General features: G+C 60.4%; 13 protein-coding genes. 4 read left to right on the forward strand and 9 right to left on the reverse strand.

Annotation, left to right across the window (positions count from 1 at the left end; translation table 11 throughout):
• Positions 1-122: 122 nt before the first annotated feature.
• From ISP15_RS00270 to ISP15_RS00280, 3 genes are all read right to left on the reverse strand, one after another.
• Positions 123-1,457: a lipopolysaccharide biosynthesis protein gene (locus ISP15_RS00270; RefSeq protein ID WP_404543770.1), complete on the reverse strand. Its 1,335-nt coding sequence runs from the start codon at positions 1,455-1,457 to the stop codon at positions 123-125.
• Positions 1,458-1,538: 81 nt separating this feature from the next.
• Positions 1,539-3,740, reverse strand: a complete 2,202-nt coding sequence (locus ISP15_RS00275; RefSeq protein WP_404543772.1) for a polysaccharide biosynthesis tyrosine autokinase — start codon at positions 3,738-3,740, stop codon at positions 1,539-1,541.
• A 23-nt stretch (positions 3,741-3,763) separates the two neighbouring features.
• Entirely contained in the window at positions 3,764-4,198 is a 435-nt protein-coding gene (locus ISP15_RS00280) for a low molecular weight protein-tyrosine-phosphatase (RefSeq protein ID WP_404543775.1), read from the reverse strand.
• 431 nt (positions 4,199-4,629) lie between these two features.
• On the opposite strand from ISP15_RS00280, the gene ISP15_RS00285 reads away from it, so the two are divergent.
• Entirely contained in the window at positions 4,630-5,646 is a 1,017-nt protein-coding gene (locus ISP15_RS00285; RefSeq protein ID WP_404543777.1) for a polysaccharide biosynthesis/export family protein, read from the forward strand.
• A gap of 103 nt (positions 5,647-5,749) precedes the next feature.
• Here ISP15_RS00285 and ISP15_RS00290 read toward each other — a convergent pair whose 3' ends face one another.
• The 4 genes from ISP15_RS00290 to ISP15_RS00305 all read right to left on the reverse strand — a co-directional run bounded on the left by ISP15_RS00290 (position 5,750) and on the right by ISP15_RS00305 (position 12,402).
• Positions 5,750-6,016, reverse strand: a complete 267-nt coding sequence (locus tag ISP15_RS00290) for a hypothetical protein (protein WP_404543778.1) — start codon at positions 6,014-6,016, stop codon at positions 5,750-5,752.
• 588 nt (positions 6,017-6,604) lie between these two features.
• Complete coding sequence (locus ISP15_RS00295) at positions 6,605-9,562, reverse strand: TonB-dependent receptor plug domain-containing protein (RefSeq protein WP_404543781.1); 2,958 nt, start codon at positions 9,560-9,562, stop codon at positions 6,605-6,607.
• Between the two features lie 137 nt (positions 9,563-9,699).
• Entirely contained in the window at positions 9,700-11,373 is a 1,674-nt protein-coding gene (locus ISP15_RS00300) for an alpha-L-fucosidase (RefSeq protein ID WP_404543784.1), read from the reverse strand.
• A gap of 9 nt (positions 11,374-11,382) precedes the next feature.
• Positions 11,383-12,402, reverse strand: coding sequence for a glucokinase (locus ISP15_RS00305; RefSeq protein ID WP_404543786.1), 1,020 nt, complete (start codon positions 12,400-12,402; stop codon positions 11,383-11,385).
• Between the two features lie 507 nt (positions 12,403-12,909).
• Between ISP15_RS00305 and ISP15_RS00310 the strand changes: the two genes are divergently transcribed.
• From ISP15_RS00310 to ISP15_RS00320, 3 genes are all read left to right on the forward strand, one after another.
• A complete protein-coding gene (locus tag ISP15_RS00310; RefSeq protein WP_404543787.1) occupies positions 12,910-13,695 on the forward strand; it encodes an IclR family transcriptional regulator in 786 nt (261 codons plus the stop codon).
• Positions 13,696-13,741: 46 nt separating this feature from the next.
• Positions 13,742-15,103 (forward strand): alpha-L-fucosidase, encoded by a 1,362-nt coding sequence (locus ISP15_RS00315; protein WP_404543789.1) that lies wholly within the window; start codon positions 13,742-13,744, stop codon positions 15,101-15,103.
• 117 nt (positions 15,104-15,220) lie between these two features.
• Positions 15,221-16,093 (forward strand): NAD-dependent protein deacetylase, encoded by an 873-nt coding sequence (locus ISP15_RS00320; RefSeq protein WP_404543791.1) that lies wholly within the window; start codon positions 15,221-15,223, stop codon positions 16,091-16,093.
• Here the strand turns inward: ISP15_RS00320 and tadA are convergent.
• Both tadA and ISP15_RS00330 read right to left on the reverse strand, forming a co-directional pair.
• Positions 16,064-16,552, reverse strand: a complete 489-nt coding sequence (gene tadA, locus ISP15_RS00325) for a tRNA adenosine(34) deaminase TadA (protein WP_404543793.1) — start codon at positions 16,550-16,552, stop codon at positions 16,064-16,066. The genes ISP15_RS00320 and tadA overlap by 30 nt on opposite strands.
• A 253-nt stretch (positions 16,553-16,805) precedes the next feature.
• A complete protein-coding gene (locus ISP15_RS00330; RefSeq protein ID WP_404543795.1) occupies positions 16,806-17,078 on the reverse strand; it encodes a hypothetical protein in 273 nt (90 codons plus the stop codon).
• Positions 17,079-17,172 lie beyond the last annotated feature (94 nt).

The following is a 17,172-nucleotide window of genomic DNA, read 5'->3' on the forward strand; positions in this document are numbered from 1 at the left end:
GGTTGCTGACACGGCCCGCATCGACATACTCGTTTTTTTCCGCAACAGAGCATGACCTTGCACGGGCGAATGCATATTCGCCCGTTTTTTTCGGAACGGCCATCTGGAAAGGCAATGCGGGCTCAACGCGCCCGACGCTTGTCCGAGTGGAACCGGCGTACACCCATGTACAAGGCCAGCAGCAGCGATGTTTCGCCAATGACGGTGGCAACCGCCGCACCCATTTCGTGGTGGGCCGGGATCAGCAGCGCGTTAAGCACGATCACCACGACCGCACTCAACCCCATGGCGAAAACCCGGTAACGCATGTGCTGCTCATTGAGCAAGGAGGAACTGACCGCTGTGGACAGGAAGCGTATCGGCACGCATACAGCGAGCACCATCAGGACTTTCACCACCGGCTGGTACTTCTCGCCGAAGATGATCGGTACGATCCACGGCGATACCAAGGCCAGCGCCGCGCCCACCAGCAAACCGGAGACCAGCATCGCGATGCTGCCCTGGCGATAGACCATCCAGAACTTCGCCGGATCGTGCGCGGCCCATCGGTGCAGCTTGGACAACAGGAACTTCTGGTACAGCGTGGCCGGTATCAAGTAGATCGCGGTCATCACGCCCAGCGCGATACCGAAGATGCCTGCTTGCGCGTTGCCTCCGAGATATTTCAGCAATACCGTGCTGATCTGGAAAAAAATCGGATAGAGCACCGCTTCGGCGCCGTAGGCCCACGCCTGCGACCATAGGTACGTCATGCTCGGCGGTACCGCATCCGGCATGGTTGCCGGCCGCTGTCCATGCCCATGCAGTTGCATCCCGCCGCGCAGCATCGTGAGCAACCGCGGCAGCGCCAGCAAGGCAACGCACAGGGCGATGATGCCGAAGCCGGCGGCAACGAAGTGCACGTCAAGCCTGGGCATCAACAACAGCAGGGTCGCCACCAGCAACCGGCTGCCCGGAATCATCAACTGCCATGAGGCCATGGCGCGGTGTCGCTCCTCCAGCCGCTGCTGGCTGCTGAGCAGGTTCACCGCCAAAATGCTGAGCACCACCGGCAGCAACAACCACAAGATGCGCCTGGCATCCGGCGTCGCGCCGGTGAACGACCACACTGTCACGGCCGACAACGTCAGCAGCGTGCTCGCTCCGATAAAACGCAATGAGGGGCGCAACCATCGATTGGCCGCCCATCCTTCCACCCCATAAACCTGCAGCCAGTACTGCGGCAGGCCGAAGCCCGCCAACGGTGCGACCATGGTGATGGTCGCCAATGACGAAGCGAACAGGCCGTAGCCGGCTGGCGCCAGCTCACGCGCCAATAGCGCCTGGGTAAGAAACGTGAGGGCGGCGCCGAGTCCAGTGGTGATCCACAGCATGGAAATGGCGCCGAGCGCATGTCGCCACCCTTGCGGCAGGCGAGCGGCGAAACCGCCGTCCGGAACGAGGACATCGCGCTTCATGCCGCGAAGACCTTGCGCGGACCCAGGACACCGATGCGCAGCGAAAGCTTCGCTGCGCATCGGACGTCCACCACGAGCGGGTTATACCTTGCTTGTAGCGTATGCGTAATAGGCATAGGCGTAATAACCAGCGCTCCGCTTTTCAACCAGGTTGAAGATCGCACCCTTGATCGGCACGCCATTCTGCTCCAGGCGCTGCTTGGCCAGAGCGATCTCACGTGTCTGGTTCACGCCGAACCGCACCACCATCAGGCTGGTGCCGACGTGATGCCCGATCACGGCCGCATCCGTAACCGCCAGGATCGGCGGGGTATCGATGATGATCAAATCGAAGCGCGGCTTGAGCTTCTCGAGCACGGTGGTGAAGTTGGCATGCATCAGCAGTTCGGAAGGATTCGGCGGAATTTTGCCGCGTGCCATGAAGAACAGCTGGCTGACGCCATCCACCGGACGGATCGACTGTGCCGCTTCCGACTGGCCGGCGATCACTTCGGACAGGCCGTTCTCCGCCCTGCCCCCGAGCGCCTTGTGCAGGACGCCCTTGCGCATGTCCGCATCGATCAGAAGCACGCGCTGCCCGGCCTGCGCCATCACCGCAGCGAGGTTCGCCGCGACGAAGCTCTTGCCTACGCCCGGGCTGGAGCTGGAAATCATCAAGACATTGTTCTTGGTTTCCAGCCGCGCGAAATGCAGGCTGGTACGCAGGCTGCGCAAGGCTTCGGTGGCCATGTCTCCCGGTGCCGTCAACGCCAGCAGATGCGGCTGGGCTCCGGAGTGATGGTGCCGACGGAACGCGGATTTACGCTGCACGTCGCTAAGCGGAATGGAAACGTACACCGGCAGGCCGAGGCGTTCGATGGCAACTGGATCTTCCACGCCATGGTTCAGCAACTGGCGCACGAAAACGAAAGCCAGCGCGGACAAGAATCCAAGCACCAGGCCACCCGGTATCACCCAAAGCGGCCTTGGCCACCACGGCTTGGCAAGATTTACCGCGGCCTTGTCGATCACTCGCACGTTGCCGACAGAACCGGCGCGCGCGATATCCAACTGTTGCGCCTGGTTCAACAGGCTGGTGTAGGTCTGGTTGCTCACCGTTACATCGCGCGTGAGCTTGAGCAGCTCCTGCTGCGTATTGGGCAAGTGGCCGATCTGCTGCTGCAGCGCATTTTTCTCGCCTTCCAGCTGCCCGATCTGCTGTTGCAGCGAGCGATATTCCGGATGCTCAGGCGTAAAATGATGCGACACGTCGGTCATCTGCATGCGCAGCTGCTCGAGGTTGGTATCGATCGATACATTCTGATCCAGCAGTGATTGCGTCTGCATGGAGATATCGACCGAGTGCTCGCGCAGCTGGAACGCATTCAATGCCTGGGTCGCCCGCTCCAGCTCCTGCTTCACCTTGGGCAGCTCCTCCTGCACGAACTTCAGGCTGCTTGCCGCCTCGGCCGCGCTGCGATCCACGTTCTGGCGCACGTACAGCTGGGTGACCTGGTTCAACAGCTGCGTGGCGAGCACCGCGTCCTTGTCGTTGTAGGTAAGCTCGATGATGCCCGAATCCTTGCCCTCCTCGTTCGCCTCGATGTCCTTCTGTAATTCGGTGATCGTCGCCATGTGCGAATGGCGGATCACCCGGAAACGCATGCCCGGGTTGGCCTGCAAGGTTTTCACCTGAATGGTGACGCCGTTGCCGGTGGCAAGCTGCCCCACGTGGCCGTTCACCAGCACGTTGCCGTCATCATCCAGCAAGGTATACGCGCCTTGCTCGCCGGCAATCAATTGCAGCTTCTCATCCAGCAGATCGCCCGGCACCTCGAGCTGAAAGATGTTCAACTGCGAACCGCCCCAGTCATAACGACTCAAGCCCAACATCGGGGAGGCCAGCTGGCCGGGATTTTGCGACACAAAGCGCCGCGCAAGAAAAGCGCCGAACAAGGGAAAATGCTTCGGCTGGCTTTCGATGTCCAGCTTGAGGTTTTCCACCGCCTGCCCGATCACCGAACGCGAACCAAGCAACTGGATCTCGGTTACCGCCTGCGAGGTGGAAATGCCAAGCGTCTGCGTGAGGTCGGAAAGTCCTGGCAGGCTTGGTGTCTTTTGTTCAACCTGCACGGATGCGCTGGCCTGGTAGATCGGCGTCGCGAGCACCGAATAAAGTACGGCGATGATGAGAAATGCCACGCTGATTGCGACAATCAGCCATTTGTTATCGAAGAGCGTGCCTAGTAATGCACGCAGGTCGATATCGTCATCCCGTGTCGAAAAGGTCTGCTTGGTAGTCATGGGGCCGCTCCGGTGAAATACACTTACAAATAACGCAGCCAGCTGCCGACACCGCGTTCGATCAATGCATAAGCATGTTCGAACGCCTGTCGTGGCCGCCGATATGGGTCGGGTACATCGCTGGCGTCATGCCATTTGTCGAGCAAGAACAATTTGCCGCTTACCTCCGGCGCGAGCCGTGCCGTTGCCGCCAGGTGATCCCGCTCCATCGCGAGCACCAGGTCGGCTTCACGCAACATCTTCGGCTCCAGCTGGCGCGCACGATGGCCGGCAGCGTCAATGCCATGCTCTTTCATGATCTCCATCGCATGAACGTCCATGGGGCGGCCAACAAGTGCACCCAACCCGGCACTGCTGACATGGATATCGCGATGCGTTAACTGCTGACGGAACAAGAATTCCGCCATGGGACTACGGCAGATGTTGCCTATGCATATCACTAGAATACGTTTGAACACGTAAGGAAGCGCTCCTGCCGTATGCGCTGAGAAAAGAAGCCTCCCTCAGGCCTCTCGCGGATTTAAAGACGTCAGCAGAGTAGAACAGCTCTAATCTGTAGACGGCGTGCACGCGCACGCGATGTGCTTATATGCTTTTCTTGATGAAATCGACATAGATTTCCGCGCCATTTATCCAATAAGCACGAAAATTTTATCTTCGTGAGAGAAAAGGTTGCGTTCGAGCATGGTTAATTTACGTGTTATTAACGGCGTCATGGGGTCTAATTAATGCAGCCAGACCGCAGTCTCGCTACAGATCCAGCGCTTAACCGCCCAGCGCTCCGCGTCATGCATGTCACATTGGAGTGCACATGAAAGCTTTATCTATTTTGGTAGCAGTCCTCACTACCCTGCTTCTGTATGGCTGCGCGGTAGTCCCGGGACAACACATGTCCGAACGAGCCTTATCGCATCCAGAAACCGGGCGCGTGCAACTCGTGCAGATCACGCCGCAGTGGCTCGAAGAGGATCAGGTCGCGTCAGCCGTGCAAAGTGTTTCACCTGAGCTTCTCAGCTATAGACCAGAGCCGTATCGCATTGGTCCCGGCGACACGCTCTACATTACCGTGTGGGATCACCCGGAATTGACCGCACCGGCCGGCGCGCAACAACAGGCGGCAGCCAACAGCCGGTTGGTACGCTCGGATGGCACGCTGTTCTATCCCTACGTGGGGGTGATCAAGGCCGCCGGCATGACCGTCGACCAGCTACGCGAAGCGATCAGCAGCAAGCTCACCAAGTATGTGCAGAATCCGCAGGTGGACGTCAGCGTCATCAGTTACGGCAGCCAGCTGATCACTTTGCAGGGCGCATTCACGAAGACCGATCCGCAGCAAGTAGGCACCATCCCCCTGACGCTTGCGCAAGCCATCGGTAGCGCCACCATCGATACCACGCAGGCGGACCTTTCCAACTTGATATTGACCCGCGACGGTCAGCAATATCACATTGATTTGAACACGATCGACCGTGCTACCGAGCAGAATATCTATCTCAAGCCCGGTGACCGCCTGTTCCTCTCATATAATGACAACAAGGAAATCTACGTGATGGGCGAAGTGATGCGGCCCATGGCGATTACCTTCAAGACCGATCATCTCAGCCTGACCCAGGCGCTGGGACGCGCGGGCGGACTGGATCCGGTCACCTCCAGCGGCAACTCCGTCTACGTGATACGTGGCGTGAAAGATCTCGCCAAGGAGCCCGCCACGGTGTTTCACCTCAATGCGCGTTCGCCTGCCGCTTTTGCACTAGCGGACGATTTCCGCGTGCGACCTGGCGATGTGGTGTTTGTCGGCCCGTCGGCCATCACCCAATGGGGCCGCGTACTCAGCCAGTTGGTGCCGCTATCCAGCCTGGTCGGCAACGCCGCCTTCGCCAAGGAAGAGATCAACGCGACGCCATGATCGCGCATCCAGGCTAATAACCTGGCCCCTCTATGCGTACAACATAAGCCGCGCGACATCCGTCGTGCGGCTTATTGTTGAAAGCGCCTTCAGTCCAGGCGCTTCAGTCTCGCGATTGCAGCCGGGCAATCCTGGCGTAGGCCGCATCAAGCTCGCCACGCAACGCCTGGTTGTCATCCAGCAATTGACGAATCTCCTGACACTGCGCAATGACGGTACGAAGCACCTCGCTTTTCACCGTGACATGCCGTGCGCGATATGCCCGCATGCGCTCGGCCGCGGATTTTGCTTTGCCTGTTACTGGACGCCCACGGCGTGGCCGCTGCTGCAGTGACATCGCAATCGTTCCGGGATCGCGTGGATCGACCATGGAAAACCCTCATCTGACATGACTTCGTTTAATTTATTGTAACGTTACAATAAATACAACCGATCTTCTTTCGGGGCGATTTGCGAACCGACGTGCTCCATAGCCCCAAGGCGCAGCGACACCGGCGTGCCTGCCGCCGCAACCGCAATGGCCATGCTGGTCAGCAGCGGCCAACGGCCTGCTGTCGCCGAGCGCGCCGCACGAGGTGCTCGGCGGCGGCCGGGATATGCGAGGCAATAACCCCCATATCCGTTCCACGCGGTAAATGATTATTCAGTGCTGGCATGTGCGGTTATCGCTATCGCCAGACGTGGAGGACTCGGCGCAGACCTTACAGAGCCGAGGCATCTCGTATCCTTTGATCTGGGTGTGCAGTGCCGGCCGCATCGCAGCCGCATCAGCAGGGCCTCGGCGGAAGTGCACCTCGGCAAGCGCCGGCACCCGGCTACATCGAGGACGTGATGCTGGACACGCAACGCCGCGCCATGCCAAGCGCGGTTTCGATAGTGACAGGCATTGGCTGCCGCAGTTGCAAAATGCAAAATCGAACGGGCCAGGCTTTTGGCCTGGCCCGTTCGGTTACTGCTATCAATCGATCTTCCAATCCAGCGTTACGAATATTTCGCGACCGGTGTAATCGTCGCCCTGCTGCGTGGGGATGAATTCGAAGCCACCTGCGTAATCCGTGATGGGTCCGACCTTGTTGAAGATATTGGCGACGTTTACGCCGAGCTTCACTTTGTCGTTGAATGCGTAGGACCCTGAAGTGCTCCAGATGATCCACGGTGGAACATGGCCGTAGTAGGTCACGCAGGCCGGATCGCCGATACCCGGCTGGATGCCGTTGGGCAGCACTTCACAACCGGCATAGTTTGCCGCGCGAATCTCCCCGGTGCGCTCGCCATGCAGAGTGAAGTCCCATGCCCCCAGATGCCAATGGGCATTTCCGGTGATCTTGCTCGCCGGATATTCGTAGCGGGTATTGATCAGCGGATCCGAGGCCAGCGTGCGCTCCTTGTAGGAAAGGTTGTTGGTGTAGTTCAGATCGAAATTGAAGTTGCCCCAATGCTCGGTGGGCAGTTTGTAGGTCAGCGAACTGTCGATGCCGCTGACATACAGGGATGCTTCGTTGATCGGTCCGGTGTGAACGCTGAGGATATTGCCGTTGGCATCACGCACGACATTGGCGATCGCCTCCTTGCAGTATTCCGAGCCGAGCGCATGCTCGATATAGGGCGCACCGCTGACCTGCAAACCGGTCAAACAGCCAGCCTCGTCGTTGAGTGCTTGTTGCAGCCCGATCCACGAGATGGCATTGCTGATGCCCATGTGCCAGTAGTCGACCGACCAGGCCAGGCCATCGACACCCGGGATATCCCACACGAAGCCATAGGTCCAGGAATGGCCGGTTTCAGGCAACAGGTTGGGGCTGCCGCCCTGGTACTGGTTGAAGTAGGAGGCGTGCTGGTAATTCGCGCACGTGCGATCGCCGGTCTTGATGCACTCCAGCGGATCGTTGTAGTCGCCGACCGTCTGGGTGGAATTGTCGAGGTAGATCGCCTGCATGTCCGGCGCATGGAAGTTGGTGCCGTAGGTGCCGCGAATCAGCAGGCCATCGAGCGGGCGCCACTCGATACCGGTACCCCAGGTCTTGGCGACGTCCGCACTGCTGTGGTCGTCGTACTTGTCGATGCGGCCGGAGATCGTCCAGATCAGCGAGTCGGCCAACGGCACGCGGAACTCGGTCGCTGTCGAGAAGCGCGTGCGGGTGCCGCCACCGGTGTAATAGTTGTAGAACGGATCGGCAAAGGTATCGCTGAATCCGCGCGGGTCCGGCGCCAGCGAGAAACCCTCGTGATTGGCTTCGAAGACCCACGATGCGCCTACCGCGCCGGCCCAGGTATTGAATAGCTCACCGTTGGTCAGGTTCAAGGTTGCCTGGTTCATCCAGCTCACCGCGCTATTCTCGCCGCCTTCGGCGAAGGTCGAATACTGGGCGGGCGTGATCGGATTCCAGAAGCGTTGCGCGTTGATCGCATAGACCGGATAGCTGTTGCCGCCGACCGTGGTGGTGCCAAGTTGCGGGCCGAAGAAGAAATTGGCCATGGCCAAGGAATTCAGGGCCGTGTAGTCCTCGTGCACGATGTACTTGCTGCTGCCGAGATTCAAATCCCAATCCCAGTTATCGAAGACCGTGCCTTTCAGGCCGGCGTGGATATCCCAATTGGTTTCGTAGTCGTGGGTATTGCCGTAGCTGCCCATTTCCGCCGGCGTGAGCTGGCGACCGTAGTTCGTGATGATCTGCCCGGTGGTCTGGTCGTAAAAATTGTTGGGCATGCTTGCAAACGACGGCCCGAAGAAAGGCAGCTGGGTGTTGGTGGTACCGGTATTGGTATACAGGCCGACCGAACCGTAAGCCTGCACCGATTCATTGAAATCGTACTCGCCGGATACATACACGTTGTCGGCGCGATAACCCGGCGACAGCACCCAGTCTTTGTAGATGGCATTCTGCTGGCAGTACGAACCCCAGTTGGTGACGCCTGGCAGCACCTGGTCGCCACTGGTGTTGACGGTACGGTAGTTGTACTGGCTGAAGTTATTACCGAACTTGCCGCAGGAACCGGCGGGCGGACTGACGAACGGCACGGAACCAGCACCCGGGTTGACCTGGTTGAGCGTCGGGCCGTTCAGAAAAATGCCGGCGCTGCGCGGATAACCGAACATGCGATCGATCGGATTGTACGCACCGTAACCGGCATCGGCATCGGAATCCGTGTATGGGCGGTCACTACCCCACAGCGGCGAACGATTGGTGTGTTCGTAGGTGTACATGAGATGCCACTTCTCGCCCGATCGACCGCCGGTATAGAGGAAATCGCCGTACCTGCGGCCGCCCTGGGTGGCGCCACCCGCGGTCAGCTTGATGTCATCGCCCACGTAATTCTTCTTGAGGATCACGTTGATCACGCCAGCTACCGCGTCCGATCCGTAGATCGAGGAAGCACCCGAGCCGAGTATTTCGACGTGATCCACCATGCCGACCGGAATGTTGTTGTAGTTCTGGAAGGTGGTTTCGCCACTGTTGCCCGGCATCGGATAGTCGGTAACGCGATGGCCGTCGATCAACAACAAGGTATGGTCGGGACCGAGGTTGCGCAGGTTCACCACGCGCGCGTTGACCGCACTGTTGCCCCAGGTCGAAACGCGATTTTGGAAATCCGGCGCGGAGATCTGCGGCATCGAATCGAGGAACTCCCACAGCGTGGTGAAGCCCTGTGCCTTGATCTGCTCGCCGGTGACGATGTCGACCGGAGCCGGCCCTTCGATGGTGGAACGCGGAATGCGCGAACCGGTGACGACCACTTTTTCCAGCGTCTTCGCCTTTTGCGGCGCAGTCGTCTGGGTGCCGGGCGATGCGGACTGCGGCGCGGCCGGTTGATTGCCGGCAGGCGTCGCCGATGTCTGTGCGAAAGCAAGCGGCGCGAACAGCGCCAAAGCCATGGAACTGGCCAATACGCCACGGCGTAAGCGGATGGTGCTCATTATTTCTCCCCTCCCGGTGAAATTGGAATTGTCTTGTGCGGTTTCCGACCCCTATCGGGACCGCACTTTTTAACTGCGTACGCTCAATCGCCATGACCTGCGTTCGGCATGACGACTGTTCTTGCGGAGGCAACCGTTCATGGATTGGCCGCGCTGCCCTCCCTTGTCGCTACCGCGACATGTTCTTTGGTCTCGATGCGGTAGACATAGACGTGCACGCCAACAGGCTGTGCAGGAAGATCGAGTTGCAAGCCGTCAGCTTGTTGGTGGAACGTTACCGGCCTGCCGCTGGCGAGCAGCGTTACCGCCATCACCGGCATGGCAGGTGTGATCGAATGGATCAGTGCATGGCCCGTACTCGGCCACGCCATCTCGAGTGCATAGAGATGCCCGTCCTTGGTGGTGAAGCGGAAATCCTCGGCGGTGTAGGGCTTGGTCTTGGTGTCCTGCATGGTGCCGGCAGCCACCTGGGTGGGGCCTTCACCGAAACGCTGCCATGGCCGCGTTCCGTAGATGGCATCACCGTTGACGCGCATCCATTGACCGATCGCCCGCAGGATGCGCTGCGCCGGCGCGGGAATAGTGCCATCGGCCTTCGGACCGATATTCAACAGCAGGTTGCCGTTCTTGCTCACCACATCGGCAAGCAGTTGCACGATTTCATCCGGCGACTTGTAGGTATCGCCTTGCGCGTATCCCCACGAATCCGGGCTGATCGAGGTTTCGGTCTGCCAGGGTTGGGCGCGGATATCCGCGGCCTGTCCACGCTCGATATTCAACGTGCCGGTGCCTGGCCGCATGTCGTCGAGTTTGTAGTTCAGCACCACGCCCTGCCCGCGCGCCGCAGCCTGGTTGTAATAGAACGCGGCAAACTCGGCCAGCGCGCCACGGAAACGCGGCTGGCCTACCCACCAGTCGAAGTACATCAGGTCCGGGTGATAGTCCTGCACGATTTCAGACGAACGCGCCAGCCAGTCGTTGAGATAAGCATCGGAAACGAACGTCCAGTCCACGTCCTGGCCATCTTCGCCCTTGGCGGAAGCGGAAGGATGCGCCGGTCCGTACAGCGCGGCATAGCGTGGATCGTTGACGTCCGAATCAAAGGTACGGCCATACTCGAAAAACCAGTCATGCTCGGCGCGGTGCGAGGATAGGCCCAGTTTCATGCCCTGCGCGCGCACCGCCCTGGCTAGCTCGCCGATCACATCGCGATGCGGCCCCATTTTCACGGCAGTCCAGTCCGACAGTTTCGAGTCGTACATGGCAAAGCCATCGTGGTGCTCGGCGACCGGCACGATGTAACGTGCGCCGGCTTCGCGAAACAATTTTGCCCAGGCCACGGGATCGAAATGCCCGGCCTTGAACAACGGAATCAGATCCTTGTAGCCGACCGCGGGCATCGGGCCGTAAGTGGCAACTTGATGGCGGTAGTAATCGGCGTACTCGCCCGTGCGCTCGTACATGTGGCGCGGGTACCACTCGCCCTTGTACGCAGCAACCGAATAAACACCCCAATGAATGAAGATGCCGAACTTGGCATCCCGATACCACTCGGGCGTGGCATAAGCGGTAAGCCGCTGCCAGTCCGGCTGCATTGGACCTTGCCAGGCGAGCTTGCTGACCTGCGCGAGCATCGCCTGGCGCGCACCGTCGAAGGGACGATTAGCGGCTACCCATTGCTGCTCGATGGTCGCCGCGTCGGGCGGCACGGTGGCATGCACTGGTTCGGCAATGGCATTAGCGCTGCACAGCAAGGACGCGAGCGCAATCCATGCTCCGGCACCGCGCAAGCTGGACGGATGTATCGCCATGGCGCCCCGTCAATGCGAATGCGCGGACTGCGGGTAACGATTCATCAGCCAGCTCGCCGCGCCGACGACCGCGAGCTGGCCATGATCCACCACATGCACCGGAACCGTCTGCAGGAACGGGCGCACGACGCCTTTGTCGAGAAAGCGCTCAATGAAGCTGCTTTTGGCGATGAAATCGGTGAGGTGCGAAAGGAAGCCACCGGCCACATAAACACCGCCGGTCGCGCCATACAGCATGGCGAGATCGCCAACATAGGAGCCGAGCCATCCGCAAAACAGCTGCAACGTTTCCAGCGCCTGGGCATTACTGCCTGTGCAGGCGGCCGCGGTGATAGCCGCAGGCTCGCTCCACAGCGGCGCAACGTGTTCCAGCCGGCATACGGCCCGATACAGGCGCAGCACTCCCGGTCCGGACAACACGTAGTCGTAGGGAACGTGCGTGTCGGCGGACACCAGCTGACTCATTACCTGCTGTTCGCGTCCCACACGCGCCGCTAACTGCATGTGCCCCGCTTCGGTCGCCAGCACTCGCGACGGCGCGGCCGGCAATCGCACCGCTACCCCCAGGCCGGTACCTGGACCGACGACCACGACCGGGCCACTAACCTGATCTTGTGCGGGCCGATGCAGGGTCGTAATGCTGTCGGCATCGAGATAAGCCGTGCCGTAGGCCAGCGCTTCGAAATCATTGAGTACATCGACCGCGTCGAATGCCAGCGCCGCCTGCAGCGCAGCCGGCACCACCGGCCACAGCAAATTGTTGTTGACCACGCTTCCTGCGTGCAGGAAGCCGGCACAGGCCAACCCAAGATGACGCGGCCTGATCGCGAACGCATCGCAGAACGCGCGGACAATCGCATCCAGGCCCGAAAATTCCGCGCACTTGTAGACACGGTACGCAAGCATGCTCGGCGTCTTCCGATCCGGCCGAAATGCGACCAGCCCGATGCGCGCATGCGTGCCGCCGACATCGGCGGCTAGAAATGCGTGTGGCTCATCGCCGAGCGGCTTCGCTGCCACAGGCGGCATGACGTTCTCCCGCGATATATCGGTGAACTGCGCCTGAGATGGCGCATGCGTAGCGCTGCGGAGGTCACCATGGGACCGGTAATCGGCATTCATGCGCGGCGCAAATCCTTGCTGGCCGCAGGCCAGGCGTTTGCGCCGTTATTTCGCTGCACCAAACCCTGCATGTCTCCCTCCGATGGTTCCGACAGCCGATCCGAGCCCCCGTCAGCGTTTGTTTCATATACGAACGCTGTTTTTATATTTATGTGTAAAAGCTTATAGGCGTCATTTAGATCGAGGCAAGTTGCACCGCAGCAGTTTCTGGCGCGTGTTCATGGAGAGCCCTGCCCACCCGCGGCAATCTGCAGATCGACGGAGAACCGCCTCGGACAGCACCCTCCCCTTTTGTGCAAATATGAAACAGCGATTCATTGACATCCGCAGATCCATCGCAACATGCTGCGGATGACCTTCCAGAGCCAACCGCGACCCGGCCTGGCGATTGGTGGCAAACAGGGGCCAAAAAGCATGCCCAATCTCTCTTCCAAATACCGTGCGCCCGCGCTCGACAAAGGGCTGGACATCCTCGAACTGCTGGCTGGGGCCAGCCAGCCGCTCAGCATTGCGGAAATTTCTGAAGGTATCGGCCGTTCCCGCGGCGAAATCTTCCGCATGTTGCAAGTGCTGGAAGAACGCGACTACATCGGGCGCGGCGAGGGCGAGCTTGGCTATTCGGTGACGCCACGACTGTTTCGGCTTGGCATGGAACAGCCGCGGGTGAAAAGCATGATCGAGGCTGCCATGCCGGTCATGCATCGCCTCGCGGATAGCAGCGGCCAGGCTTGCCATCTGGTCGTCCCTTCCGGGGGGCAGATCGTGGTGATCGCTCGCGCGGACCCGCCCGGAGAAGTCGCGCTGGTGGTGAAAGTCGGCTACCGCCGCCCGATGGCTCGATCGACCTCGGGCCATGTGTTGCTGGCCTTCCAGGACGATCCCGTGCGCGACCGCTGGCTCGACCTGATCGCACGCGACGAGCCGATCCCGGACCGAAAGAAACTGGTCAAGTTGCTGAGCCCATTGCGCACCTGCGGTTATGCAAGCGAGGCCAGCCATGCCGTGGAGGGGGTAACCGATCTCTCTGCGCCGATCATGCAGCACGGCGCCGCCGCATGTGCGCTCACCATTCCCTACCTCAAGCAGCAAAACTCAGCCCCCACCAGGGACACCGTCATCGGTTTGTTGCTTGACGCCACCCGGGAAATTTCCGCGGCGCTGCAATTCGGCAGCTCTGCGCGACCCGCCGGCCTGCCATAAATTTTCTTGTACGCCTTGCATCCACCCACGCCGAGGACTTGAACAGATGCCCATCCGTCGATGCGTTGCACTCATGCTGGCGACAGTCGCCGCCGGTGCCAGTAGCACCGCCTTGCCGCAGAATTTCGTCGACGTGAAGCCCTCCCCGCAACAGGTGCATTGGCAGGATCTGCAGTTTGGCGTGATCGTGCATTTCGGCACCAACACCTTTCTCGACCGCGAATGGGGTGATGGCAAGGCCGATCCGAAGGTGTTCGATCCCGATCACGTCGATCCGGCGCAATGGGTTAGCGCGGCCAAATCCGCTGGCGCGCAATACCTGGTGCTGGTGGCCAAGCATCATGACGGCTTTGCGCTGTGGCCAACCGGGCAAAGCGATTATTCCGTCAAGCAAAGTCCATGGATGAACGGCAAGGGCGACCTGGTGCGCATGACCGAAGCGGCCACGCGCAAGGAAGGCATGGAATTTGGCATCTATCTATCGCCATGGGACCGACACGAACCGCGCTACCAAGACTCGGCCGCGTATGACAGCTACTATCTCGCGCAAATGGACGAACTCGTGCAGGGTTACGGACCGCTGGCCGAATGGTGGCTGGATGGTGCCGGCAGCGCAGGCCACGTCTACGATTTCAAAAAATATGTCGAAGAGCTGCGCACCTATCAACCAAACACCCTGGTGTTTGCCGATGTTTCGCTGTTCGGTTATGGCGATATCCGGTGGGTTGGCCAAGAAGACGGGCACATCCGTGGCGAAAACTGGAATGTGATCGATCGCCATGGCGACTTGCGCTGGCGCCCGGTCGAGGTAGACACGCCGTTGCACACGCTGCAATGGTTCTGGCATCCGAACAGCGACCAGACGTTGAAAAGCGTCGACGAATTGGTCGATATCTGGGAAAACAGTGTCGGCCGCGGCGGCCAATTGATGCTGGGCATTGCGCCTGATCGCCATGGACGTCTACCCGATGCCGACGTAACACGCCTGAAGGCGTTCGGCGATGCGCTACAGGCACGCTATGGCGCCGACAAGAACCTGGCGCGCCATCATCGCCATGGCAGCGACAATGCCGAAGCTGCGCTGGACGGTGATCGCGACACGTTCTGGTCCGCGCCGGAAGGCTCGCATCACGCGGCGCTTGAAGTCGCCTTTGCCCAGCCAATCACCATTAATCGCGCACTCACCATGGAATGGCTCAATGACGGGCAGTGCGTGCAGAAATACGCCATCGAAGCGTGGACGCAGGGTGCCTGGACTTCCGTGGCAAAAGCCGAGGCCATCGGCCACATGAAGATCGATCGCTTTGCGCCGGTGACCACCAGCCGGATGCGCCTGAACATTCTCTCCAGCGCGTGCACGGCGCGCATCCGCGAGTTCCAGCTATTCGATGCCCAAGGACATGGTTAGCAACCCTGCCCGCATACCGCACCCGCAAGGCGACACCTTGTCCAGGCATGCGGGCGCCACCAGATTGAAGCAAACCGCGCATACTTCTCGACCCATGACATGAGGTAACAGGTCATCATGGCCCCTGTGCAAGCCATGCCCGTGGACAACGGCAACGACGCCCTGCAGGATTTCATCGCCACGCATCGCCGCCTGTTCGTGCTGACTGGGGCTGGCTGCAGCACGGATTCGGGCATTCCGGACTATCGCGATGCCCATGGCGGCTGGAAACGCACGCAACCGGTGACCTACCAGGCGTTCATGGGCGAAGCGCTCACCCGCCAGCGCTACTGGGCACGCAGCCTGGTCGGCTGGCGTCGCTTCGGCCATGCGCAGCCGAACGATACGCACCGCGCCCTCGCACGGCTGGAAGATTCGGGCAAGCTGCAATTGCTGCTGACGCAGAACGTCGACGGCTTGCACCAGCTTGCCGGCAGCCGAAGCGTGCTGGATATGCACGGCCGGCTAGACACCGTGCGCTGCATGGATTGCGAACGGCGCTCCCCGCGCCATGCCGTGCAGCAGGCTTTGCTGGCGCTCAACCCTGGCTGGTCGCACCTGGATGCCGCCGATGCGCCGGACGGCGATGCGGAACTGGACGGCCTCGATTTCAGCACGTTCTCGGTCCCGCCCTGCCCACATTGCGGCGGCATCCTGAAGCCGGATGTGGTGTTTTTCGGCGAGAACGTGCCGCGTGATCGCGTTACCACCGCGATGCAGGCACTGGAGGCCGCCGACGCGATGCTTGTCGTCGGCTCGTCGCTGATGGTGTTCTCCGGCTATCGGTTTGCGCACGCTGCCGCAAAAGCGGGCAAGCCGATCGCAGCCGTCAATCTTGGACGTACCCGCGCCGATCCGTTGCTTGGATTGAAGGTCGAACAATCCTGCGCGAAAGCGCTGGCATTCCTGCTGAGCGGCGAATCAGCGGCGCGCGCGGAAGAAATCGCGTAACAGCACGGCGGACTCATCGGCCAGCAAGCCGCCTCTTACGTCGATCCGGTGATTGTGCCGCTCGGAAATCAAGGTATCGAACACGCTGCCGGCCGCGCCGGTTTTCGGATCGGTGGTGCCGTACAGGACACGGCCAATGCGCGCATGCACCAGCGCCATCGCACACATCGCGCAAGGCTCCAGGGTGACATAGAGCGTGGCCCCGACGATGCGATAATTCGCCAGTTTTTCGCCTGCAGCGCGCAAGGCCATGATCTCGGCGTGCGCGGTGGGATCATGCAGGGTGATATTGCGATTCCAGCCCAGGCCGACGATCCGACCCTCATGCACCAGCACGGCACCCACCGGCACCTCGTTTTCGGCATCGCGCGCATGCTCCGCCAGTTGCAGAGCGCGGCGCATATATGCCTCATCCTCAACGCTGAAGATGGACGGCTCTTGGTCTAAGTTCTCTTCCATTTCAAATAGTTAAATTACTTTCTTAAAGTGATGTGGCGTTACGGAAAAGCGTTGTAACCAATGCCCGCAATTGCACGAACGGCGGTGCGGCGACGCCGTGCTGGTGGTCGGAACGCGCCTTCGTCACGGCAACGGAAACGCAGCGCACCGACGCGATAAGTATCGTGCACACCCAGCAGCTAGTCCGATTCGTAGAGCCTGGCATTGGCATCCGCCAGACCGGCGCGCTGCGCTCGCTCCAGGCGGCGACGCATCAGCAACCACCGTCCCCAGCGGTCGGGCTGGCATCGGCAAATACCCCAAAAGTGTCCTGGCCTTGCGGTGGATACTGGCGCCCCGCATACCAGCCCAGCCTCGGGTCAAGTTTGAGCGCGGCAATATCCGGCCGTTTCAATAGCTCTTGGCCGAACTCGAATTCGAACACTCCCCCCGCAAGCGTGCGATGCGCATGGAGCCGGCCAAGACGCAGCGGTTCGTCCAAGACGTCCCAATCTCCATAGACCGCCATAAATCCATCGCTCATCATCCCTTCCCGTCCTTGCTTGGTGGAGGGGATTTGATGAGGGAGGCAAGGCCTTCGCCACTGACGAAGGACTCATCCGCTCGCCAGCCTGCCGAAA

This window comes from Dyella jejuensis, from assembly GCF_044904675.1.
In the GTDB taxonomy this organism is placed as follows: domain Bacteria; phylum Pseudomonadota; class Gammaproteobacteria; order Xanthomonadales; family Rhodanobacteraceae; genus Dyella_B; species Dyella_B jejuensis.

What these genes read in the sequence shown, in the direction of transcription:
- ISP15_RS00290 (WP_404543778.1), bottom strand. Translation starts at nt 6,016, where the DNA reads ATGGTCGATCCACGCGATCCCGGAACGATTGCGATGTCACTGCAGCAG.
- ISP15_RS00295 (WP_404543781.1), bottom strand. Translation starts at nt 9,562, where the DNA reads ATGAGCACCATCCGCTTACGCCGTGGCGTATTGGCCAGTTCCATGGCT.
- ISP15_RS00315 (WP_404543789.1), top strand. Translation starts at nt 13,742, where the DNA reads ATGCCCATCCGTCGATGCGTTGCACTCATGCTGGCGACAGTCGCCGCC.
- ISP15_RS00305 (WP_404543786.1), bottom strand. Translation starts at nt 12,402, where the DNA reads ATGCCGCCTGTGGCAGCGAAGCCGCTCGGCGATGAGCCACACGCATTT.
- ISP15_RS00300 (WP_404543784.1), bottom strand. Translation starts at nt 11,373, where the DNA reads ATGGCGATACATCCGTCCAGCTTGCGCGGTGCCGGAGCATGGATTGCG.
- ISP15_RS00330 (WP_404543795.1), bottom strand. Translation starts at nt 17,078, where the DNA reads ATGATGAGCGATGGATTTATGGCGGTCTATGGAGATTGGGACGTCTTG.
- ISP15_RS00285 (WP_404543777.1), top strand. Translation starts at nt 4,630, where the DNA reads ATGTCCGAACGAGCCTTATCGCATCCAGAAACCGGGCGCGTGCAACTC.
- ISP15_RS00320 (WP_404543791.1), top strand. Translation starts at nt 15,221, where the DNA reads ATGGCCCCTGTGCAAGCCATGCCCGTGGACAACGGCAACGACGCCCTG.
- ISP15_RS00270 (WP_404543770.1), bottom strand. Translation starts at nt 1,457, where the DNA reads ATGAAGCGCGATGTCCTCGTTCCGGACGGCGGTTTCGCCGCTCGCCTG.
- ISP15_RS00275 (WP_404543772.1), bottom strand. Translation starts at nt 3,740, where the DNA reads ATGACTACCAAGCAGACCTTTTCGACACGGGATGACGATATCGACCTG.
- tadA (WP_404543793.1), bottom strand. Translation starts at nt 16,552, where the DNA reads ATGGAAGAGAACTTAGACCAAGAGCCGTCCATCTTCAGCGTTGAGGAT.
- ISP15_RS00310 (WP_404543787.1), top strand. Translation starts at nt 12,910, where the DNA reads ATGCCCAATCTCTCTTCCAAATACCGTGCGCCCGCGCTCGACAAAGGG.